At 35.8% G+C, this 24,578-nt stretch carries 13 protein-coding genes; 12 read left to right on the top strand and 1 reads right to left on the bottom strand.

Translation table 11 applies throughout. The annotated features are described in order from the left end of the window. The first annotated feature begins 84 nt into the window (after positions 1-84). The 3 genes from AC4FQ3_RS06510 to AC4FQ3_RS06500 all read left to right on the top strand — a co-directional run bounded on the left by AC4FQ3_RS06510 (position 85) and on the right by AC4FQ3_RS06500 (position 6,376). Positions 85-3,072, top strand: a complete 2,988-nt coding sequence (locus tag AC4FQ3_RS06510) for a SusC/RagA family TonB-linked outer membrane protein (RefSeq protein WP_491181315.1) — start codon at positions 85-87, stop codon at positions 3,070-3,072. Positions 3,073-3,083: 11 nt separating this feature from the next. Beyond that, positions 3,084-4,685, top strand: a complete 1,602-nt coding sequence (locus AC4FQ3_RS06505; RefSeq protein ID WP_491181314.1) for a RagB/SusD family nutrient uptake outer membrane protein — start codon at positions 3,084-3,086, stop codon at positions 4,683-4,685. Positions 4,686-4,786: 101 nt separating this feature from the next. Beyond that, positions 4,787-6,376 (top strand): M61 family metallopeptidase, encoded by a 1,590-nt coding sequence (locus AC4FQ3_RS06500; protein ID WP_491181313.1) that lies wholly within the window; start codon positions 4,787-4,789, stop codon positions 6,374-6,376. A gap of 282 nt (positions 6,377-6,658) precedes the next feature. Here AC4FQ3_RS06500 and AC4FQ3_RS06495 read toward each other — a convergent pair whose 3' ends face one another. Then, positions 6,659-7,501 carry an AraC family transcriptional regulator gene (locus AC4FQ3_RS06495; RefSeq protein ID WP_491181312.1) on the bottom strand — a complete coding sequence of 281 codons (843 nt, stop codon included), beginning with the start codon at positions 7,499-7,501 and terminating at the stop codon, positions 6,659-6,661. A gap of 137 nt (positions 7,502-7,638) precedes the next feature. On the opposite strand from AC4FQ3_RS06495, the gene AC4FQ3_RS06490 reads away from it, so the two are divergent. The 9 genes from AC4FQ3_RS06490 to AC4FQ3_RS06450 all read left to right on the top strand — a co-directional run bounded on the left by AC4FQ3_RS06490 (position 7,639) and on the right by AC4FQ3_RS06450 (position 24,572). Further along, positions 7,639-8,553: a dihydrodipicolinate synthase family protein gene (locus AC4FQ3_RS06490; protein WP_491181311.1), complete on the top strand. Its 915-nt coding sequence runs from the start codon at positions 7,639-7,641 to the stop codon at positions 8,551-8,553. Positions 8,554-8,573: 20 nt separating this feature from the next. Continuing rightward, entirely contained in the window at positions 8,574-10,142 is a 1,569-nt protein-coding gene (locus tag AC4FQ3_RS06485) for an aldehyde dehydrogenase (NADP(+)) (RefSeq protein WP_491181310.1), read from the top strand. Positions 10,143-10,145: 3 nt separating this feature from the next. Then, positions 10,146-11,156 (top strand): 4-hydroxyproline epimerase, encoded by a 1,011-nt coding sequence (locus tag AC4FQ3_RS06480; RefSeq protein WP_491181309.1) that lies wholly within the window; start codon positions 10,146-10,148, stop codon positions 11,154-11,156. Positions 11,157-11,234: 78 nt separating this feature from the next. Next, positions 11,235-12,470 carry an NAD(P)/FAD-dependent oxidoreductase gene (locus AC4FQ3_RS06475; protein WP_491181308.1) on the top strand — a complete coding sequence of 412 codons (1,236 nt, stop codon included), beginning with the start codon at positions 11,235-11,237 and terminating at the stop codon, positions 12,468-12,470. 479 nt (positions 12,471-12,949) lie between these two features. Then, positions 12,950-14,365, top strand: a complete 1,416-nt coding sequence (locus AC4FQ3_RS06470) for an APC family permease (RefSeq protein WP_491181307.1) — start codon at positions 12,950-12,952, stop codon at positions 14,363-14,365. A gap of 246 nt (positions 14,366-14,611) precedes the next feature. Then, the gene (locus AC4FQ3_RS06465) at positions 14,612-16,864 is read left to right on the top strand and encodes a S9 family peptidase (RefSeq protein ID WP_491181306.1); all 2,253 of its coding nucleotides are present in this window, start codon (positions 14,612-14,614) and stop codon (positions 16,862-16,864) included. Positions 16,865-16,916: 52 nt separating this feature from the next. Further along, positions 16,917-19,976 carry a beta-L-arabinofuranosidase domain-containing protein gene (locus AC4FQ3_RS06460; protein ID WP_491181305.1) on the top strand — a complete coding sequence of 1,020 codons (3,060 nt, stop codon included), beginning with the start codon at positions 16,917-16,919 and terminating at the stop codon, positions 19,974-19,976. 127 nt (positions 19,977-20,103) lie between these two features. Further along, positions 20,104-21,795 (top strand): DUF885 family protein, encoded by a 1,692-nt coding sequence (locus AC4FQ3_RS06455; RefSeq protein ID WP_491181304.1) that lies wholly within the window; start codon positions 20,104-20,106, stop codon positions 21,793-21,795. An 86-nt stretch (positions 21,796-21,881) separates the two neighbouring features. Beyond that, positions 21,882-24,572: a DUF5695 domain-containing protein gene (locus tag AC4FQ3_RS06450; RefSeq protein ID WP_491181303.1), complete on the top strand. Its 2,691-nt coding sequence runs from the start codon at positions 21,882-21,884 to the stop codon at positions 24,570-24,572. Positions 24,573-24,578: the final 6 nt, after the last annotated feature.

The raw sequence follows: 24,578 nt of genomic DNA, 5'->3' as shown, positions 1-24,578 counted from the left end.
TGTGGTAATATAAACATTTTTGTTAACTCTAATTTAACATAATTTTACAAGTGTCAAAAGTACACTAACCAATATTGTTAAATTATGAAACCAGCCAAACAAGCTTTTAAAAGTACAGCAACATCCTGTTACAGAGATAAAATGCTGTATACGATTTTATTTTTGTTTGTAGTTTTTAGCTCATTTTCGCAACAGAAAATCAGCGGTAAAATTACAGATGCAAATAATCTTCCTCTGCCTGGAGTATCAGTTTTAGAAAAAAACACCTCTAATGGCGTTGTAAGTGATTTCGATGGAAATTTTGAGATTACGCTTAAAAATAAAGATTCAAAATTAATTGTCAGTTATTTAGGTTTTTTAACTCAGGAAATTTCTGTTTTGAATAAGAATAAAGTAAATGTAGTTCTTAAGGAAAGTAAAGAAGAATTAAATGAAGTAGTTGTTGTAGGATACGGAACTCAGAAAAAATCACGAATTACAAGTGCTATCGCCAGTATAAAAGAAAAAGATTTTACAAGAGGCGCAATTAATGATGCTTCTGATCTTATAAAAGGTAAAGTTGCGGGTCTGACCATTAATAATGGTTCAGGAGATCCGGGATCCAGACCAGATATTACATTGCGTGGATTCTCAACCTTAAAAGGAGGAACTGGTCCTTTGGTCTTAATTAATGGTGTACCCGGAGGTATTGATACGGTAGCTCCAAATGAAATTGCGTCGATAGATGTTTTAAAAGATGCTTCGGCAGCTGCAATTTACGGAACCAGAGGAGCTAACGGAGTAATTCTTATTACAACAAAAACAGTAAATAAAGAAACCGCACCCACAATTACGTACTCAACATTTGCTACAACATCTAATTTTGCTAATAAGGCTAAATTTTTGGATGCCAATCAACAAAGAAGTTTGCGTTCACAAGGTGTTACCTTACCTTTTACCGACGGTGGTGCCAGTACGGATTGGTTAGATCAAATCTCAGGAACAGGATTTTCTCAAAATCATAATTTAGCTTTAAAAGGCGGAAGTGCTAAAACAAATTATGTAGTAAACCTTAATTATGTTAATCAAACAGGAGTTTTTGTTAATACGTTTAATAAAGAGTATCGATTTTCATTTGATGTCAATCATACCATGTTCAATGATAAGTTAAAGATTAACTTAAGCTTGCTAAACGGGACAAGCGATATGGGAATTGAAGAGACCATCGCTGCATATGCTTACAGACAGGCAATGATAAGAAATCCTACTGCTCCTGTATATAACCCAAATGGTACATATAATGAAGATCCAAATAAACTTCAGTATTACAACCCTGTGGCAATTATGAATGAAACCACACAGGATAGAAATAGCACATGGCAAAGATTTACGGCTAATCTGACTCTGGATTTGTTACCGGGATGGGATATAAGTACACAGCTTTCAAAAAATAAAAATACAGGTTTAAATGGATATGTTGAAAGCAAAAAACATTATTCAAATACCATAAACAGAAGAAATGGAGTTGCCTCAAGAAGTACAGGAGCTACAGATAATGATTATGTGGAAATAACATCTAAATACCATAAAATTTTTGGTAAGCATGAGTTCACAGTATTAGGTGGTTATAGTTATCAATATACCCTTAACGAGGGATTTGAAGCCAGAAATTCTGATTTTCCAACAGATGCCTTTTCTTATAATAATTTAGAAGTAGGAAATGGTTTGTCAGATGGTATCGCATTTATGGATAGTTATAAAAATGACAGTAAATTAATTGGATTCTTTGGCAGGCTCAACTACAATTATAATAACAAATACGATTTATTGTTCAGTATCAGGCGTGAAGGTTCTTCTAAGTTTGGAGATAATCACAAATGGGGTAATTTTCCGGCAGCTTCTGCAGGATGGAGTATAAATAAAGAATCTTTTCTAAAAGACATTACTGCTGTAAATACTTTAAAACTAAGAGCTGGTTATGGAGAAACAGGAGTAATACCTAACGACCCTTATATGTCAATGACATTGTATGATTATGAGGGGTATTTCTTTAGTAATGGAAAATGGGTTAAGGGTTTAGAGCCGGTAAGCAACCCGAATCCTGATTTACGTTGGGAGAAAACTACGGAGATAAATATTGGTCTTGATTTTGGTTTTTTCAATAATAGAATTAGCGGAAGCTTTGATGTCTATAATAAAAAAACAAGTGATATGTTATGGGATTATAGTGTACCAACACCTCCTTATTTGTTCCCTGAGATTACTGCAAATGTTGGAAAAATGGAAAATAAAGGATTTGAAATTCTTCTTAATACGGTTCCGGTTAAAACAGAAAATTTTGTTTGGAACTCTTCAATGACTTTTTCGCACAATCAAAATAAGCTGACGAGTCTTTCTAATGATTTATATAAAATTGAAGGAGATTTTTTGAATACCGGAAACACAGGAGACCCAATTTCGTTTGAAACACACCGATTAGAAGTAGGACAGCCAATAGGTAATTTTTGGGGATTAAAATCGGTAGATATTACTACAGATGGAAAATGGATTGTTGAATTGCCAGACGGCACAAGAGAAACACTTACCACAGAAATGTATAACGATGATTATAAGCAATATTTAGGAAATGGTATTCCACAATATTATGCCGGATGGACAAATACTTTTACCTACAAGAAGTTTGATCTGAGTGTTGTATTAACAGGTGCTTTCGATTTTCAAATACTAAATACACAGCGTATGTTTTACGAAAATCCAACAATTGCTTACAATACATTAGATTCAGCATATGATAAAGTATATGATAAATCAGTATTAAGCTACAATCAAACCTATGTGAGTTATTATGTTGAACAAGGAGATTATGTAAAAGTAGATAACATAACCTTGTCTTATAATTTTGATGTTAAACCATTTAAAGTTATAAACGCAATGCGATTGTATGTATCCGGAAATAATTTAGCAACAATTACAAAGTATAAAGGATTAGATCCTGAGATAAAGAGAGATGATCCGTTGTCGCAAGGAATGGACAATAGAGATAAATATCCAAGTACTACAGGCTTAACCCTAGGCTTAAATGTAACTTTTTAAATTAAATCAAAATGAAAAATATAGTATATAAAATTCTTATTTCCGGCTTGCTTCTTTCAGGAGCAGGATGTACAAATCTGGATGAGACCGTTTATGATCAGGTAAGTGCAGAGGATACTAAATTAACCGCAGAAGATTTATCGAGTATTATTGCACCGGCCTACAACTCATTCAGACAAATTTACGCAGATTGGGATGCTATTTATAACTTGTATGAAGACTCATCAGATCTAATGGTAACACCTCAAAGAAACGGTATTGGCTGGGGTGATTATTACATCACAATGCATAAACATACCTGGGGAACTGCACTTCCAATGGCAGAGGGTAATTGGTATTATATGTATACCGGAGTAAATAAAGTCAATAGGGCGATATACCAAATAGAGGAATTAGAAGGTATTGAAAACAAAGAAAATATCATTCAGGAATTAAAAGCGTTAAGAGCCATTTATTATTATTTATTATTAGATAATTTTAGAAATGTACCCATTGTAACTTCTTATATCAATCCTCCGGGTTATTTACCTGTTCAAAATACAGGGAAAGAAGTATATGATTTTGTAGAAAGCGAATTAAAAACAGCTTTACCTTATTTAAGCAATAAGAATAATTCTGAGACTTATGGTAAAATTAATCAGTGGGCTGTTAAAATGACTTTGGCAAAATTGTATTTAAATTCGGGCGTTTATTTAGGTACACCAAAATGGGATGAAGCTTTGGCTCAGGTTAATGATGTTATAGATAATGGCGGGTTTCAATTGACACCTAATTATCGGGACAATTTCATCATTAAAAATGAACTTTCTAAAGAACAAATATTATCGATTCCTTTTGATCAGGTGAAAGCTCCGGGAACAAGCTGGCCCTACAGAACATTGGCGGCTGCAAGTCAGGCGACTTTTGATTTGGCGGGAGGTCCCTGGAATGGAACTGGTGGAATCCCACAATTTATAGATACGTATGATCCGGATGACCAAAGATTAAAAGACTGCTGGTTAGGAGGTAAACAATTTACCAGTCAAGGAGACCCAATAATGTTGGATGACAAAGTAACACAATTTGAATATATTAATTATATAACTAATGTTGATGGTGCCGAGCCTAATGAATGTTTTAGAATGGTTAAATATGAAATTGGCCCAGGTGTTGTAGGACAAGCAAGTAATGATGTTCCTTTTTACAGATTAGCAGATGCTATGATGATCAAAGCAGAATGTTTATTAAGAAAAGGTGATGCCGGAGGAGCCGCAGCTATTGTTACTGAAGTTAGACAAAGAAATTTTAAAAATACCAATCCTGCCAAAGCAACAGTAACAGGAGAAAAACTTTTAGGTGGCAGTGTTTATAAATACGGAACTTATGAGGCTGGAGTGATTACAAATTATGAAGGAGGTGCAGATATTCTGTATGGTGGTTTCCTTGATGAATTAGCCTGGGAATTTGTTGGCGAAGCACATAGAAGACAAGATTTAATACGATTTGGTGTATATTCAAAAAAATCATGGCTTTCGAAAAAAGGAGATGCCAGTGAAGAATTTAGAGCTATTTTTCCAATACCACAGTCAGAAATGGCTAAGAATGGCAATTTAAAGCAAAATCCGGGATACTAGATTTAAATATAAAATTTTTGCAGGTTGGTTACTTGTAATTTATAAGTGTGTGAAAAGCTATTCCTCCCCAGGAATGGCTTTTCATTTTAAATGATGTTGATATGAAAAATAAAATAGAAATCTTAAAAATATGCTTTTTTCTGATCTTTTTTCAAGTGATAATTTATGGTCAGACAAAAAACAAAAGTGCTAATTCAACCATAAAAATGAACTATTCGGTTGCTTTTCAGGAACCGGAATCTCATTATGTTGAAGTGACTTTGAATTTTGATGAGCTTCTGGCTTCGCAAACAAATTTGATACTTCCGGTTTGGACTCCGGGTTATTATTTGATTTTGGACACACCAAGATATATTGTAGATTTTGATGTGACAGATTCTGATGGAAACAAAATAAAATGGACTAAAAAATCTAAAAATTGCTGGGTTGTAGAAAATGGTAAAAAAGCCAAAATACAAGTAAAATACAGGGTTTTTGCCAATAAAAAATCGGTTGCAGAATCGTATGTTGATGCAGAAAAAGCGTTTTTAATGCCCAACACTATTTTTATGCATGTAGAAAATGCACTCAACAATCTGGTAACACTAACGATTAATCCTTATAAAAATTGGAAAAAAATCTCAACAGGATTAAAACCAGTCACTCCGGACAGCTTCACTTTTACAGCCAAAAACATCGATGTTTTTTATGATAGCCCTATTTATTTGGGAAATCAGAAAGTAATCAATTTTGAGCATGAAGGAAAATCCTATTCATTGGGTATTGCAACTCCGGAAGGATTAAATGAAGAAAAATTTACCTCAGATCTTAAAAAAATAATGACAGCAACAACGGCAATCATGAAGAAAGTTCCCTATGACCATTACACTTATGTTATGATGGAAGCCGGCGGCGGCGGACTGGAACATTGGAATTCTCAGGCCATTTTTACCAACGGAACTTTCGACTTTAAATCTGCTGAACAATACACCGATTTTTTGAATTTTGTAACCCATGAATATTTTCATCTTTACAATGTCAAAGCAATTCGCCCAATAGAATTAGGCCCTTTCGACTATAATAAAGAAAATTACACTTCTATGTTATGGGTTTCAGAAGGATTTACGGTGTATTACGAATACATCATTATGATCAATGCCGGATTACTGGACGGAAGAGAAGCCTTAAAATATATTACAGAATCCATAAAAAGATATGAAAACATTGAAGGAAGCAGACACATGTCGCTATCAAGATCAAGTTTTGATATTTGGCTGAACTTTTTTAATAATGAAGCAAATGCAAAACAAACTACAATATCATATTACAACAAAGGACCAGTAATTGGCCTTTTATTAGATTTGGAAATTAGAAACAACACACAAAATCAAAAATCATTAGACGATGTGATGCGTTTTTTATACAATGAATATTATGAAAAAAAAGGAAGAGGATTTACAGAACCCGAATTCTGGGAGGCATCTGAGCAAATCGCGGGAAAATCTTTAGCCGAAATAAAATCTTATGTTGATACCGTAAATGAAATCGATTATAAAAAATACTTAAAATACGCAGGCCTTCAAATCAATTTAAGTCCGATAAATTCTGATGCAAAAAATAATGATTTAGTAGAAATAAATTTTGAAATAAAAGAATTACCGCAAGCTTCAGCATTAGAATTACAAATCAGGAAATCGATATTTAAATTGTAATACAAATAACCAAAATCATTGTAAGCCCTTGTTTGTAATGACATAAAAAACGGAGCTAATTTTGTGTAACCTTTGTCAAAGCTTTAAACTTTGACAAAGGTTTTTAGGCATAATCAAACCCGACAGATTTCCAAAACCTTTCCGGAGAATAGAAATAGGGGCGACAAAAATATTCCGACATAGCCCGTGGTTTCAACCGCGGGAAACGAATCATGATCAATTTTATATTTCTATAACATGATAACATTTTCTCTGCATTAAATCAATTGCAAAAAATAACAATCAAAAATGTGCACGATAATGCGAAGGCGAAATTCCTTTTAACTCCTTAAATTTTCTGTTGAAATTGGCAATATCCTGAAAACCGCAAAGCTCAGATATCGAGGCAATCGAAAGGTCTTTTTTATGATGCAATAATTTACAGGCATTTTCAATTCTGATTTCAATCAAAAACTGAAAAAAAGTTTTATTGGTGCGCTTTTTAAAATAACGGCAAAAAGCATTTTTACTCATATTGGCTTTTTCTGCCACTTCATCAAGAGTAATATTTTGATGGTAAAATTCAATCGCATATTCAAAAACGGCGCTCATTCTTCTACCTTCATCATCAGTATATTTTTTCTTGTAAACAAAAGAAGAAAGTGGTGTTTTTTCTGAACCGATAATGATGTTAATAATTTTAAGAAAAGAAGCAATTCGCTGTATTTTATTTTGTTTTTTAAGTTTGGTAAAATGATGAATTATTTTCTTTTGGTTCGATAAGATTTTCATCCCATATTCAGATTCCTTAAAAAAATCGTCGAGACCACTCATATCATTCAGGCTGAAAAAATCTTTTCCAAAGGAAGTTTTGGTAAAAAATAAAGTGAGCATTACAGACTCCGGACTGGCTTCAACATTACTTCTAAAAACATGCGGTACATTCTCGCCAATGACCAAAATATCCTCTTCTTTATAATCGTTAATAGAATCTGCAACAATTAGTGAACCGGAACCTTTCATAATATAACTGATCTGAATTTCTTCATGCTGATGCAGCTGGTCATAGAAAACACGTTCAATATCTTCCTGATATATCAGCGCTTCCCGTTCGGTTTTAGGTATTTTAAAAGGTAAGATTTTCAACGTAATGTTTTTAGATATGTAAATATTAACAAAAAAAACAGATTATCCAACAGATATGGTAATATAGTATTGATAAAGGCTAATAATGACAAAGGAGCTATTTTGTTTAAGCTTTATTTTTGATAAAAATTAAGAATATGAAAATAAAATGGGAAGGCGTAATGCCAGCTGTAACAACAAAGTTTACAGCAAAAGGTGAGTTAGATCTCGTAATGTTCGAGAAGAATATTAAGGCACAAATTGACGCCGGTGTTAATGGAATTATACTTGGGGGTACTCTTGGAGAAGCCAGTACATTGACTAAGGAAGAAAAAGAGGTTTTAATAACGGCTACTTTAAAATTCGCCGACGGAAAAATTCCGGTTATCGTAAACATTGCCGAGCAAACTACAAGTGAGGCAATAACTTTGGCAAAACGTGCAGAAGAACTTGGGGTAAATGGTTTAATGTTACTGCCTCCAATGCGATATAAAGCAACAGATTACGAAACGGTGGTTTATTTTAAAGAAATTGCAAAAAGCACATCATTGCCTATCATGATTTACAATAATCCTGTCGATTATAAAATTGAGGTAACACTGGATATGTTTGAAGAACTTTTAAAATTAGATAATATTCAGGCGGTAAAAGAGTCCACTCGTGATATTAGTAATGTAACGAGAATCAGGAACCGTTTTGGAAATCGCTTAAAAGTGCTTTGCGGTGTCGATACTTTGGCACTTGAGAGTTTAGTGGCAGGAGCCGATGGATGGGTTGCCGGTTTAGTAGTGGCATATCCGGCAGAAACCGTTGCCATTTACAAATTGGTAAAAGCCGGAAAAGTAGAAGAAGCTTTAGCTATTTACAGATGGTTTATGCCATTGCTTGAACTGGATATCTCTCCGCAATTGGTACAAAATATCAAACTGGCAGAAGTAGCCACAGGACTTGGAACCGAAAATGTAAGAGCACCAAGATTGCCGTTACAAGGAGCAGAAAGAGAACGTGTCTTGGCGATCATTGATGTTGCCATGAAAAACAGACCGGTTTTGCCAGCCTACAAAAACATTTAATTTAATTTTAATAGAAAGCGATGACTACAGGTAAAAATTATATTGGAGACGTGCTTTCCGCAAAAGGTAAAACGACATACAAAACCGTAAATCCGGAATTAAATTCTGAAAATGACACTGTTTTCTACGAAGCTGCCGCAGATGAAATTTCCAAAGCTGTAGCATTAGCCGAAGAAGCTTTTAAAACATACGGTGTAATTGAAGATGCAAAAAAAGCCGATTTTCTCGAAGCTATCGCAGAAGAAATTGAAGCACTTGGCGAGGATTTATTAACCACTTATAGTCAGGAATCCGGTCTTCCGGCCGGAAGAGCCAACGGCGAGCGAGCCAGAACAACCGGACAGCTAAGAGCATTTTCGGCTATGTTGAGAGAAGGTTCCTGGGTAGAAGCGATTATTAATAAAACCGAAGGAAAACCAGATATTAGAAGATTGCAGATTCCGCTAGGACCTGTCGCTATTTTTGGAGCCAGTAATTTTCCACTTGCTTTTTCTACTGCAGGCGGTGATACTGCAAGCGCTTTGGCAGCCGGTTGCCCTGTAGTGGTTAAATCGCATCCGCTTCATGCGGGAACAGGAGAATTAGTAGCTTCTGCAGTTATTAAAGCAGCCCAAAGAACCGGAATGCCCAACGGTGTTTTTTCCAATCTTAATAGCAGCGGTATAGAAGTAGGAACAGCTTTGGTAGAACATCCTTCCATAAAAGCAGTAGGATTTACAGGAAGTATAAAAGCAGGTACGGCACTTTGTAAAATTGCTGCCAACAGACCTGTTCCAATTCCTGTTTATGCAGAAATGGGAAGTATCAATCCGGTACTCATTTTACCCTCTGCTTTGAAAACCGATGCCGAAAAATGGGCTCAAAATTATGCCGCATCTATTGTGGCAGGAACGGGTCAGTTTTGCACAAATCCGGGACTTATTTTAGGAATAAAAAGCAACGAATTGGACTATTTTATTACTATTTTAGCTTTAGAGATCGATAAATTAGAGCCAACTTGCATGCTGCATCCTAACATAAAAGCACAATATGAGCGTCTAAAATCAGAAGTGCTTGGAGAAGAAGGATATACGCAGCAGACCAATTTAGAGAGAAGTGTAAAACCAAATTATGCATTGCAAAATGTTATTACGGTTGATGGCGATATCTTCTTAAAAAACAAAACATTTCATAAGGAAGTTTTCGGGCCATTTTCTGTTGTAGTTAAATGTGATAATATTGAGCAGCTTAATGCAATTATTCTTGATTTAGAAGGGCAACTGACCGGCACAGTTTTAAATGCTGATTTAAACGAATGGGAAGATTTCAAAGAAGTAATTGAAAACCTTAAAAATAAAGTAGGCCGATTAATTTTTAATAATGTTCCGACAGGTGTTGAGGTTTGTTCAGGAATGACACACGGAGGACCTTTTCCGGCAAGCTCAGACTCCAAATTTACATCAGTTGGATTAACAGCGGTTAAAAGATGGGTACGTCCGGTAACTTTTCAGGATTGGCCAAATCAACTATTGCCAGTCGCGCTTCAGGATATCAATCCGTTAGGAATTAATAGAATAGTAAACGACATAGTAACCCACAATCCTATTTAATATATGCCTAGAAAAACCTTTTTTTGTGTAGATGCACATACTTGTGGAAATCCAGTAAGAGTTGTTGCTGGTGGTGGTCCAAATTTGATTGGAGCGAATATGAGTGAAAAACGCCAGCATTTTCTAAAAGAATTTGACTGGATTCGCAAAGGACTTATGTTCGAACCCCGTGGTCATGACATGATGAGCGGCAGTATATTGTATCCGCCAAGCAATCCCGAAAATGATTTTGGAATCTTATTTATTGAAACTTCAGGATGTCTGCCCATGTGCGGCCACGGAACTATCGGAACGATCACTATTGCCATTGAAGAAGGTTTGGTAATTCCTAAAATTCCGGGAAAAATTAAAATGGAAGCACCTGCAGGTTTGGTTCAGATTGAATATCAGCAGACCGGTAAAAAAGTAGATTGGGTGCGTTTGACCAATGTAAAATCATATCTGGCCGCTGAAGGACTTACGGTAGATTGTCCCGAATTGGGAGAAATTGTTTTTGATGTCGCTTACGGTGGAAATTATTACGCCATTGTCGACCCGCAAGAGAATTTTTCAGGAGTTCAGGATTTTACAGCAGGAAAAATTGTGCAATACAGTCAGGAAGTGCGCAAAAGAATTAATGAGAAATACCCAAATCTTTTCATTCATCCTGAAAACGATACAATTCGGGATGTAAGCCATATGCTGTGGACAGGCGATCCCATCGACCCGGCTTCATCAGGCAGAAATGCAGTTTTTTATGGAGATAAAGCAATCGACCGTTCTCCCTGCGGAACCGGAACTTCGGCCAGAATTGCACAACTTCACGCAAAAGGAAAACTTAAAAAAGGAGAAGATTATATTCATGAAAGCTTTATTGGAAGCAAATTTATTGGCAGAGTAGAAGAAGAAACTTCTATAGGAGATATCAAAGCCATAGTACCAAGTATTCAGGGCTGGGCAAAGGTTTACGGTTATAACAATATCATTATTGACGAAGATGATGATCCGTACGCGTTTGGTTTTCAGGTGATTTAAAAGAAAATAATAATATAAAAAATTCATTGGTTTGCAGATAACTTTCGAGGCCAATGAATTTTTAAATTTATAAGACTAATGAAAAAAGTAAGTATAATTGGTGGAGGGATAATAGGCTTGTGTTCAGCTTATTATTTAGCCAAAGAAGGTTATGAAGTAGTTGTTTTTGATAAATCAGATATGAATGATGGCTGTTCTTACGGAAATGCAGGAATGATCGTTCCTTCGCATATTATCCCACTGGCACAGCCGGGTATGATTGCTCAGGGAATAAAATGGATGTTTGACAGTCATAGTCCGTTTTATGTAAAACCCAGATTAAATATGGATTTAATGAAATGGGGATTGCAATTTTACAAACACGCCAATTTAAATCATGTCGAGAGAGCAATGCCGGCACTTTGCGATTTATCACTTTTAAGCAAAGAATTATATCAGGATCTTGCCAGACAAAACAACTCTTTTTTTTATGAAGAAAAAGGGCTGTTAATGCTTTATAAAACCGAAAAAACAGCAGAAGAAATTTATCATGAAGGAAAACTGGCAGAAGCATTAGGTTTAGAAGTTGATTTTCTTTCCAAAGAAGAAGTTACAAAATTAGAAAAAGGAACAGCCACAAATGTAATTGGCGGTGTACATTATAAAAGCGATGCACATGTTTATCCGCAAAAATTCATGCAGTTTATAAAAGACGAATTAAAACAGCTCAATGTAAAAATTCAACCTTTGACTACAGTTAGTGATTTTGTGTTAAAGAACAACACCATTGCCGAAATTATAACCGACAAAGGTAATTTTACAACAGACGAAGTAGTTTTGGCAACAGGATCATGGAGTCCGCATATCGCTAAAAAACTCAATATCAATATTTCGATTTTGCCGGGAAAAGGGTACAGTTTTACATTAAAAGATCAAAACCATAAACCATCTATCCCAAGTATTTTATGTGAAGGAAAAGTAGCCGTAACTCCCATGAACAATGATATACGTTTTGGAGGAACAATGGAAATTACGCACACCAATGACACCAAAATTAATCAAAACAGACTTCAGGGAATCGTTAATTCCATCAATGATTTTTACCCCGATCTAAAAATCGAAATGCCGAAAGAAGAAGAAACCTGGTTTGGATTCAGGCCTTGCACGCCTTCCGGAATGCCAATAATAGCCAGAGATAAAAAACTTAAAAACTTAACTTTGGTTACAGGCCACGCCATGATGGGATTAAGTCTTGCCCCTGCAACAGGAAAAATAGTAGCAGAGATTATTTCTGAAAAGAAAACTTCTGTAGACACCCAAATGTTTCAATTCTAAAATTCAGCTTCAATTTTTTAAAGATTGAAGCTGAATTTTTTATTTAGAACAAAACATGTAGGTTGCTAGCCTTGAAAGGGCGTAATATTTATAGAAAAAAGAATGTGTCGCTCCGCTGGAGTTCTAATGTTGAAATATATGGATTGCCGTAAATATTCCGTTCCGCCCGAGCACGCTGGACAATGATCTTTACAAGCCCTGAAAGGGCGAAATATGTATAGAAAATAATACGTTCATTTTGTTGAACCCCATCGGGGTGAAATATTTTTCCGTAAAACGCATATATCGCTCCGCTGGAGCTCATATAAAATAATCTAAAATTCAACTATAAATATCTTGCTCCGCCGGAGCTTTAAAATTGAAATATTATAGCATAAACATTCAGACTGATCATCTGAAAATCTAAATCCTAACTCAATTTAGATTCAATACAACCTTTTCGCATACCTAACAAAAAACAACCAAAAAACAAACCCAAAATGACAGATAATAATCAGGAAGAATTTAAAAAAGAACTCGGACTTCTCGACGGAACCATGCTTGTGGTAGGTTCCATGATAGGTTCCGGAATATTTATTGTAAGTGCCGATATTGCCCGACAAGTAGGATCAACAGGATGGCTTATTTTGATATGGCTTATTTCAGGAATCATAACGATGATTGCTGCAGTAAGCTACGCAGAATTAAGCGCCATGTTTCCCAATGCAGGCGGACAATATGTGTATCTAAAAGAAGCTTATAATAAATTGATTGCCTTTTTGTACGGCTGGAGTTTTTTTGCCGTTATCCAAACCGGAACAATTGCAGCAGTTGGAGTAGCATTTTCAAAATTTGCGGCCTACATAATTCCTGCTGTCAGTGACGAAAGTATCCTTTATGAAATGGGCAGTTTTAAGCTCAATGTAGCACAAATTGTTTCTATTATAACCATTGTTTTTCTTACCTATCTGAACACACGTGGTGTAAAAAATAGCAAGATTTTACAAACCATTTTAACCATTATAAAAATAGTATCCATTTCTGGATTAATCATTTTCGGATTTACATTAGCAGCTAAAGCTTCTATTTGGAATGAGAACTGGACAGATGCCTGGACACCACATTCTTTCAATACCGAAAACGGATCCTGGATGCCAATTGGTACAACAGCTTTAATTTCGGGAATTTCTGCTGCAATGGTTGGAACCTTATTTTCCAGTGATTCCTGGACTGGTGTAACTTTTATTGCAGGAGAAATTAAAAATCCGAAAAGAAATGTGGGATTAAGCATGTTTCTGGGAACTTTAATTGTAACCATAATTTATGTATTGACCAATTTGATGTATGTGGCCGTAATTCCGTTAAACGAAATAGCCGGCGCAAAATCAGATCGGGTAGCAGTAGTAGCGTGTGATTATATTTTTGGAGATATCGGAACTCTTATTATCGCATTAATGATTATGATCTCGACTTTTGCCTGTAATAACGGATTGATTATGGCCGGAGCCAGAGTTTATTATACAATGGCCAATGATGGCTTGTTCTTTAAAAAAGCAGCCGTATTAAACCATTCAAGTGTTCCCGCCTGGGCATTATGGGCACAATGTATTTGGGCTTCAGTATTATGCCTTACAGGCAAATATGGTGATTTGCTGGATTTTGTAATCATCATCGTGTTGATTTTCTACATTCTAACGATTTACGGAATCATACGCCTTCGTAAAAAAATGCCCGATGCCGTTCGTCCATATAAAGCAATAGGATATCCTTTTTTGCCAATATTCTATATTATAGTGGCTTCGGCAGTTTGCATTTCCTTATTGTTTACCAAATTTTCAACTTGTGGCTGGGGCGTTTTTATAATGCTGCTGGGAATTCCAATTTATTATTCAATTAAAGAAAAAACCTCTAATTAAAACCTCTTAAGTCTATCGAATTCCAAAATATAATGTAGAGACGCACAGCAGTGCGTCTTAGACATTGCATATCGACAACCTGTTGTAGACACTACTGTGTCTCTGCAATATTGAATACTTGTAATATGCATTTAATAACTGATTTTGCTTATATCTTTCTTCTGATGGGTAATATAATATTACTATCTGTTAATATTAACCCATAACCGTCAATAAATAATATATATTTTTATTAATATTTAAATTATGAAGACAACTAACAAAAAAATAAGTGTGTTTTTAACACTTTCATGGTGTTTGTTTGCTCACGCTCAGGGAACTTTGAAAGAGTATAAGAAAGCAAATGCCGTAGATTCTTTATTTAAGAATAAAGTGATTAATACGCCTAAAGAATTTCATTGGATTGGAAATGATTATGTATGGTATAGCAATAACCTGCAAAAAGGAAAAGAATTTCTTTTGGTAAACACCAAACAGCAAAAGCAATCTCAGGCGTTTGACCATACAAAATTAGCACAATCCTTATCTAAATTTTCGGGTAAAGAAGTTACTGCAAAAGATCTTCCAATTGAAAATTTAGAATTTGATAAAATGCTTGAAAAACTGGTTTTTACAACAGATACACTTAAACTTTCTTGTAATTTACAAACATACGAACTAACAAAAGTAAGTGGTTATAAACTGCCATTAAACAAAAATGAATACTGGGGCGGAAATTTTGATGAGTTCGGAAATAAACCCGTAGGCTCTCCGGATTCCCTGCATATTGCATTCATAAAAAATTATAATTTATACATACAAAACAAAAAAACAAAAGCAGAAACCCAATTAAGTTATGATGGCTCAAAAGGGTTTTATTATTCGTCTTATATGCAATGGTCGCCAGACAGTAAAATGATTATGGCCTACAAAGTGAGACCGGGAGAAGAGCATAAAATTTATTTTGTAGAATCAAGTCCTGCAGATCAGTTTCAGCCAAAACTGCAAAACAGAGATTATTTAAAACCAGGCGATCAATTACCATTCAAAAGTCCGCAGTTATTTGTAGTGGCTTCAAAAAAACATATTCCCGTTGCCACAGATTTATTTCCGGAGCAATATGAACTCACAGAAATAGAATGGAAAGACGACAACAGCGGCCTTACTTTTGAATACAATCAAAGAGGACATCAATTGTATCGTGTTCTCGAACTAAATGCAGCTACCGGAAATGTAAAAGTTATCATAGAAGAAAAAAGTCCAACCTTTATAGATTACAGCGGTAAAAAATTTCGTTACAACAGCAAAAAAAGCAACGAAATAGTTTGGGCTTCAGAACGTGACGGCTGGAATCACTTGTATTTGTATGATGCCCTTACGGGAAAAGTAAAAAATCAGATTACCAAAGGAAACTGGCCGGTAAGAGAAGTAATAAAAGTTGATGAAGAAAAGAAACAAATCTACTTTGCTGCCAGCGGATTAGACAGCAATCAGGATCCATATCTGCTTCAGTTTTGCCGAATTGATTTTAACGGTAAAAATTTCATCAAATTAACCAAAGAAAATGGTAATCATAAAGTAACTTTTTCGCCAGATTACAAATTTTATGTAGATCAGTATTCTCGTGTAGATGCTCCGCCAGTTACAGTTCTGAAAAGTGTAGACTCTCAAAAAACAATTGTCGAAATGCAAAAAGCCGATATTTCGGCATTAGAGAAAACAGGATGGATCGCACCTGAAGTTTTTACAGCAAAAGGCAGAGACGGAAAAACAGATATTTGGGGAATGATTGTGCGCCCGACTACTTTTGATCCTAATCGTAAATATCCAATTATCGAATACATATACGCCGGGCCTCATGATTCATTTGTTCCAAAAAATTTCCAGCCTTATTATTGGGCCATGACTTCTTTGGCAGAATTAGGATTTATTGTGGTTCAGATTGACGGAATGGGAACTTCAAATCGTTCAAAAGCTTTTCAGGATGTTTGCTGGAAAAACTTAAAAGATGCCGGTTTCCCTGATAGAAAACTTTGGATGAAAGCCGCTGCCGCAAAATATCCTTATATGAATATTGATAAAGTGGGAATTCACGGTACATCGGCAGGCGGACAAAATGCAGGAGCCGCTTTGGTCTTTAACTCAGATTTTTATGATGTAGCCGTATCATCTTGCGGTTGTCATGATAACCGAATGGATAAAATGTGGTGGAACGAACAATGGATGGGGTATCCCGTTGGGCCAGAATACGAAGCCTGTTCCAATACGACGCATGCAGCACAAGTAAAAGGAAACCTGATGCTAATTCTTGGAGAATTAGATGATAATGTCGATCCATCTTCAACCATGCAATTTGCAAATGCTTTGATAAAAGCCAATAAAAATTTCGAATTAGTAACCGTTCCCGGAATGGGACATTCTGCCGGAGGAGATTTTGGAGAACGCAAACGCAGAGACTATTTTGTACAGCATTTGTTAGGAGTTATTCCTCCAACATGGGAAGAAATTTATACGAAATAGGGAATTTCTAAAAGAAAAAGAGATTTTGTAATCATAAGAAAAAGAAGCAGTGATGAAAAAATATCAGTTATTTATTAGTGCGATTTTGAGTTTTTGTGCACTAGGCACAACAAACCTGAACGCGCAAAACGGCGATCAGATTTTAGACGGAATTGGAGAAACCGGATTAATTGCCCGCTATGTTTTTGATGGCGATACAAAAGACTGGTCACGAAATAATTTACACGGTAAAATTTCCGATACAAAAGCCAAATTTGTAAACGACGAACAATTTGGCACCGTACTTTCTTTACCCGCCGACAGTAAAGCTTTTGTTTCTATTCCTGCCGACGGATTGTTGGGAGAAGAATCATTGAGTATTTCAGGATGGATTTTCTTAAGATCTCTACAAAAAGACCAGCGCTTTTTTGATTTTGGAAAAAACACCAATTCACATTTGTTTTTTGCACCAGCCGGAACAGAAAATGAAGCCGGAACTCAAACGCAGGGTATTACTGAAACGGGAACAAAATACACAACAAAATCGGCAGCTTTAGAAACAGGAAAATGGAGCTATGTTGCAGTTGTGATTAATATTCCGTCCAAATCGATTAACACTTACGTGAATGGATTATTGGTAAATGATACCAAGAATGTAGAATTGGACTTAGCAAAATTATTCGATTATAATTCAGCAGAAAAAAATAAACTGTACATCGGAAAATCGCTCGCAGACAGCAATATTTATCTCAATGCAAAATTGCACGATTTCAGAATTTACAGAGTTCCATTAACAGACAAACAAATTACCAGAATTTACAATAATGCCCTCAAAGAAAATCAGGAAGAAGAATCTGGAGAAGAACAAACCGCAGATTTGCCAAAGTTTGCTGCAACAACTCCACAGCTTTATAATCAGTTCCTGACAAGCGTTTCAGATGTAAAAGTGGAAACAGTTGTAGGTACACTTCCAAGATTACCGAGTTATATAAAAGGCGTTTATTCTAATGGAATTGAAGGACCGGAAGTTAGAGTGATTTGGCCTTCGCCGAAGGATAATAGCGATGTACTTAAAAGCGGACAATATACCGTAACCGGAAGCATTTCCGGAACAGATTTAAAACCAAAAGCCACTGTAAGCGTAAAAGAAGCCAAAGAAACTGCAACACCAGAACGTAAATTAGAAGTTTTTAAACTGGATCAAGTTGTATTAAATACGGATCTTGACGGACATCAAACAAAATTTATAGAAAATCGTGACAAGTTCCTGACAACGCTTGCGACGACAGATCCGGATTCTTTCTTGTATATGTTTCGCAATGCTTTTGGACAGCAACAGCCAAAAGAAGCAGAGCCGCTTGGCGTTTGGGATACTCAGGAAACCAAATTACGTGGTCACGCTACAGGACATTACCTCACTGCAATTGCTCAGGCATATGCAAGTACAGGTTATGATAAAACGCTTCAGGCTAATTTTAAAGATAAAATGGAGTACATGGTTAATACGTTGTACGCCTTAGAACAGCTTTCAGGAAAACCAAAGGAAGCCGGAGGTAAATTTGTGTCAGATCCGACGGCAGTTCCTTTTGGTCCTGGAAAAACAAACTATGATTCAGATTTGAGTCCGGAAGGCATTCGCACCGATTACTGGAATTGGGGAGAAGGTTTTATTAGTGCTTATCCTCCGGATCAATTTATTATGCTCGAAAATGGAGCAACTTACGGCGGACAAAAAACTCAAATTTGGGCACCTTATTACACCTTACATAAAATTATGGCCGGATTAATGGATGTTTACGAAGTGAGCGGTAACGAAAAAGCGCTTGAAACTGCAAAAGGAATGGGAAATTGGGTGTATGCCCGTATGAAAAAATTACCGACCGAAACGCTTATCAGTATGTGGAATCGCTACATCGCAGGAGAATTTGGCGGAATGAACGAAGCCATGGCAAGGTTATACAGAATTACAAAAGATCCTCATTATCTGGAAGTAGCACAATTATTCGACAACATTAAAGTCTTTTACGGCGATGCTAACCATACACACGGACTGGCTAAAAATGTAGATACTTTTAGAGGATTACATGCTAATCAGCATATTCCGCAAATTATGGGAGCGCTGGAAATGTATCGCGATTCAAACACACCTGATTATTACCGTGTTGCTGATAATTTTTGGTACAAAACCGTAAACGATTATATGTACAGTATTGGAGGAGTTGCCGGAGCAAGAAATCCAGCCAATGCCGAATGTTTTATCAGTCAGCCCGCTACGATTTATGAAAACGGTTTTTCATCAGGAGGTCAAAATGAAACTTGTGCCACTTACAACATGCTTAAACTAACCGGAGATTTGTTTCTCTATGATCAACGTGCAGAATTAATGGATTATTACGAGCGTGGTCTTTACAATCACATTCTTTCTTCTGTAGCAGAAAACAGTCCTGCAAATACATACCATGTGCCGTTGAGACCAGGTTCAGTAAAACAATTTGGAAATGCGCACATGACAGGATTTACCTGCTGCAATGGAACAGCGATTGAAAGTAATACAAAATTCCAAAATTCAATTTATTTTAAAAGTGCCGATAACAATGCACTTTATGTAAATCTATATGTGCCTTCGACATTAAAATGGACAGAAAAAAACATAACAATCGAGCAAACAACAGATTTTCCTAATGAAGATTTTACCAAATTAACAATCAAAGGAAATGGTAAATTTGATCTTAAGGTTCGTGTACCGCATTGGGCAACCAAAGGATTTTTTGTGAAGATAAATGGAAAAGAGGAAAAAAAAGTAAAAGCACAGCCGGGAAGTTATCTTACGTTGAATAAAAAATGGAAAGACGGCGATGTAATTGAATTGCGTATGCCTTTTCAGTTTCATTTAGAACCTGTCATGGATCAGCAAAATATAGCCAGTTTGTTTTATGGACCAATTTTATTGGCAGCACAGGAAACAGAACCACGAAAAGACTGGCGTAAAGTAACTTTTGATGCAAAAGATATCAGCAAATCAATAACCGGAGATGCGAAAAAATTAGAGTTTACTATAGGCGGAATTTCGTATAAACCGTTTTATGAAACGTATGGACGCCATTCTGTTTATCTGGATGTTACGTTGAAATAATAGATTGAAATAGCTAAAAAAGTTCGCCACGAATTCCACAAATTATCACGAATTAAATTCACAAAAATTAGTGTGAATTAGTGTAATTCGTGGCAAAAAAAACATTCTAAACCATCAAACCACGAGCATGAAAAAAACAATTCTAAGCCTTATTCTATTTTTATTTATGATAACGCCTTCTTTTTCCAGCGAACTTATAGATGTCGTAAATACCTTTCAGGCAGATAAAACCGCGCTGCAAAATTTTTATTCGAACAATGAATCGGAAGAATATTATGTGCGTTTTTCTAAATTTTATGCCGATTGGTCCACAACAGTAAAAAATATTGATTTCAAAAATTTATCTAAAGACGGAAAATTCGATTATTTATTATTGAAAAACCTGATCAGCAAAGAAGATTATTTTCTGCAGATAGAATATAAAGCCTATAAAGAAGTGGCTTCAGTGTTGGATTTTTCAACTGATATTTCGCTGTTTATTCAGGAAAGAAGAAGAGGTAAAAAACCAGTTTCCAATCAATTGGCAAAAGCATTTGATAGTGCCGGAAACAGCATCGATAAAAAAACAGAAGTATTAAAAACAAAACCATTTAAAGATTGGTTTGCAGCCGATAAAGCCGCAAAATCAGTAGCTGCTTTTCAACGATCCTTAAAAGAAGCCTACGAGTTTTACTTTAGTTACGATCCTGATTTTACCTGGTGGATGGAAAAACCGTGTAAAAACCTGTCTGAGAAACTTAAAGTTTATGAAGAATTTCTAAAAACCAATTATCCAAAAACAAGTGTAAAAGATGATGGAAGCGGGATTATTGGAAAACCAATTGGAAGAGATGCGATCATTAAAAGTCTTGCATTTGAATACATTCCATATTCTCCGGAAGAATTAATATCGACGGCACAAAGTCAGTTTGAATGGTGCAAAAAAGAAATGATCAAAGCTTCGACAGAATTGGGTTATGGAAACGATTGGAAAAAAGCACTAGAACATGTTAAAGATACTTATGTTCCGGCAGGCGAACAGCCACAAGCAATCACGAGTTTGTATAATCAATCGATAAAATTTATAGAAGACAGAGATTTAATTACGTTGCCAGACTTGACAAAAGAAACCTGGCAGATGATTATGATGACGCCGGAACGTCAAAAAATAAATCCGTTTTTTACCGGAGGCTGGGAAATCAGTATATCCTATCCAACCGAAGATATGGATCAGAAAGACAAACTGATGAGCATGCGCGGTAATAATCCGAATTTTTCTTTTGCAACCGTACAGCACGAATTGCTTCCCGGACACAATTTACAGTTTTTCATGAACAGCCGTTACAAATCGTATCGTCAGCCTTTTGATACGCCGTTCTGGATGGAAGGCTGGGCTTTGTATTGGGAAATTAATCTTTGGAACAAGCAATTTCCGCAGACACCCGAACAAAAATTAGGAATGTTATTTTGGAGAATTCATCGTTGTGCCAGAATCATATTTTCACTAAAATATCATTTGGGCGAAATGACACCGCAGCAATGTATCGATTTATTAGTGAACGAAGTAGGACACGAAAAAGCAAATGCAGAAGCCGAAGTCAGACGTTCGTTTGCCAGCGGAGACGCACCTTTGTATCAGGTTGCATACATGACAGGAGGTTTGCAGTTTTATGCTTTAAGAAATGAATTATTAGCCAAAGGATGGACAGAAAAACAATTTCACGACCGCGTTCTAAAAGAAAATATTATGCCTGTAGAAATGCTGCGGATTTTACTCGAAGAGCTGCCTGTTTCTGAAGATTATAAAACCAATTGGAAGTTTTCGACTGATTTTAAATAATTAGAATACGCTGAAATTTATCTGTAAAAAGTATAACAAAGAAGCTGAATTAAGTCTGTTCAGCTCTTTAAAAAATAATAGGAATTATGAAGAAAATAAAATTATTTGCTTTAATTATTGGCTGCACCTTTGCTGTAAATAACTTGCAGGCGCAAGAATATTGGGATAAAATAAAAGCTAAAAAATCAACCCTTGAAATAGACAAAGGATTTCTTAATTTGAGCACAAAATCTTTTGAACTTAAATTAGTAAAAGCTTCTCAAACAGTTGCCGCTTTGTCTCCGGTTACAGATAAAACTTTCGATTTTACACCCGGAGAACGACTCTCGATTCGTGATAAAGACGGACTTTATCAATTAGGAGATATTAATCTGAGAATTAAAGCAGTAGATGGAAGCTGGAAAAGTTATTCAACAGCAGCAAAAAGAGCTTCAGTTACGCCTTTAAATGTTTCGGGAAATGTTTTGGCAGCAGCCGATCTTTCGAATACATTGCCAGCCGATATTCCTTTAACCATAAAACGTTTTTATGAGCAAAAAGATGGGGATTTAATATTGCGTTTTGAAATTTTAAATAAATCGGCTACAGCTCAGGAAATAGGAGCATTAGGCGTTCCTATGGTTTTTAATAATATTCTGGAAGGAAAAACATTAGATGAAACCCATCTTCACAACGTCTTTTTTGATCCTTATATTGGTAAAGATGCCGGTTATCTTGAAGTAAAAAGATTAAGTGGTCACGGCCCCGCATTGTTAGTACTTCCGGAAACGAATATGCCTTTTGAAGCGTATCGTCCTTTATTGGATGATGATACACCAAGAAGTATTGTCTTTGAAGGTTTTCATGAGTGGATGCCAATCAGTAAAGCCTATGCAGATAACGAATGGAAAACTGCCGAACAATGGAATACGCCAACTTCATTAGTGCTTCAGCCGGGAGAAACAAAAAGTTTTTCATTGAAGTTTGTTTTGGTTGACCAAATTGAAAACATTCAGGCTGGTTTAATTCAAAACGAACGTCCGGTAGCAGTTGGTGTTCCGGGTTATGTATTACCTCAGGATGTTGACGGTCAGCTTTTTTTGAAATATAAAAAAGCAGTAAAATCTTTTAAAATTGAGCCCGAAGGATCTTTGACAATCGAGGAAAAATCAAAAAATAAAAATGGCTATTTTCAATATGCTGTACACGGAAAAAAATGGGGAAGAGCCAGATTAACAGTTATATACGAAGACGGTTTAGAGCAGACAATCAATTATAAAGTAATAAAATCAGAAGCCAGTGTAGTAGCTGATTTTGGACATTTTTTGACAACAGCACAATGGTTTGATGAAAAAAATGATCCTTTTCATAGAAATCCTTCGGTTATCTCGTATGATTATGAAACCAAAAAACAAGTTGTTCAGGACAGTCGTGTCTGGATTTCGGGTTTAAGTGACGAAGGCGGAGCAGGAGGCTGGCTTGGCGCTGTCATGAAACAATTGGTAGAACCAAATAAAGAAGAAATAGAAAAACTACAGCAGTTTGTGGATAAAACGTTGTGGGGCGGAATTCAGTATAATACCGCTGATACATTGAAATACGGCGTTAAAAAAAGTGTTTTTTATTACGAACCCAAACTAATGCCAGAAGGAACATACAACAAAGATGTTAATTATAAAACCTGGGCTGCATGGGACAAAAAAGGTTCTGATGATCCGGGAAGATCTTATAATTATCCACACGTTGCAGCCGCATACTGGACAATGTATCGTTTGGCAAGATATCATGACGGTTTGGTTACCAATCACGATTGGGACTGGTATTTAAAAAGTGCTTACGAAACCAGTATTGCCATGACAACATTAGCACCTTATTATGCGCAGTTTGGACAAATGGAAGGAACGGTTTTTTTATTGATTTTGAAAGATTTAAAAACCGAAGGATATACAGAAATGGCCAATAATATGGAAGCTAAAATGAAAGTGAGAGCAGATCATTGGAGAACACTAAATTATCCTTTTGGAAGTGAAATGCCCTGGGATTCTACAGGTCAGGAAGAAGTGTATATGTGGTCTGATTATTTTGGATATAATGATAAAGCAAAAATAACCCTTGATGCTATTTTAGCCTATATGCCAACAATGCCGCACTGGGCGTATAACGGGAACGCGCGCAGGTATTGGGATTTTTTATACGGAGGAAAATTATCCAGAGTAGAGCGTCAAATTCATCATTATGGTTCGGCTTTAAATGCGATTCCAGTTTTGGAGCAATTTAGAAAAACACCTGATGATTTTCATTTATTAAAAGTTGGATACGGCGGATTATTAGGCGGAATTTCCAATATTACCGAAGATGGTTTTGGATCAGCTGCTTTTCACTCTTATCCTGAAACTTTGAGAATCGATTATTTATCAGGAGATTATGGTTCTGGTTTCTTTGGGTATGCGGTTAATACGGCTACTTTTATTACCAATGAAAAAGAATATGGTTGGGTAGCATTTGGAGGAAATGTAACAGAAAAAGGAGATGTAGTTGATGTAGCTATTACAACAGCAGCAAAATCCAAGATTTTCATTGCACCAAAAAAAATGTGGCTGACATTGGATGCAGGAACTTTTAAAAAGGTAAGCTACAATACTAAAACGGGTGTTGTTGCAATTACTTTAGACGCTAAAACAGCCTATACACCAAATGCTTATTTAAGAGTAGATCAGGATGTAAAATTATCTTATGAAAAAGTGAGAGGCGCCTATAAAATTGCCTTGAAAAATAAAGAGATTCAAATTAATTTATAAGGATGA

It is taken from the genome of Flavobacterium sp. AK-345, assembly GCF_058310175.1.
This window is presented reverse-complemented; position numbering and strand designations above follow the sequence as displayed.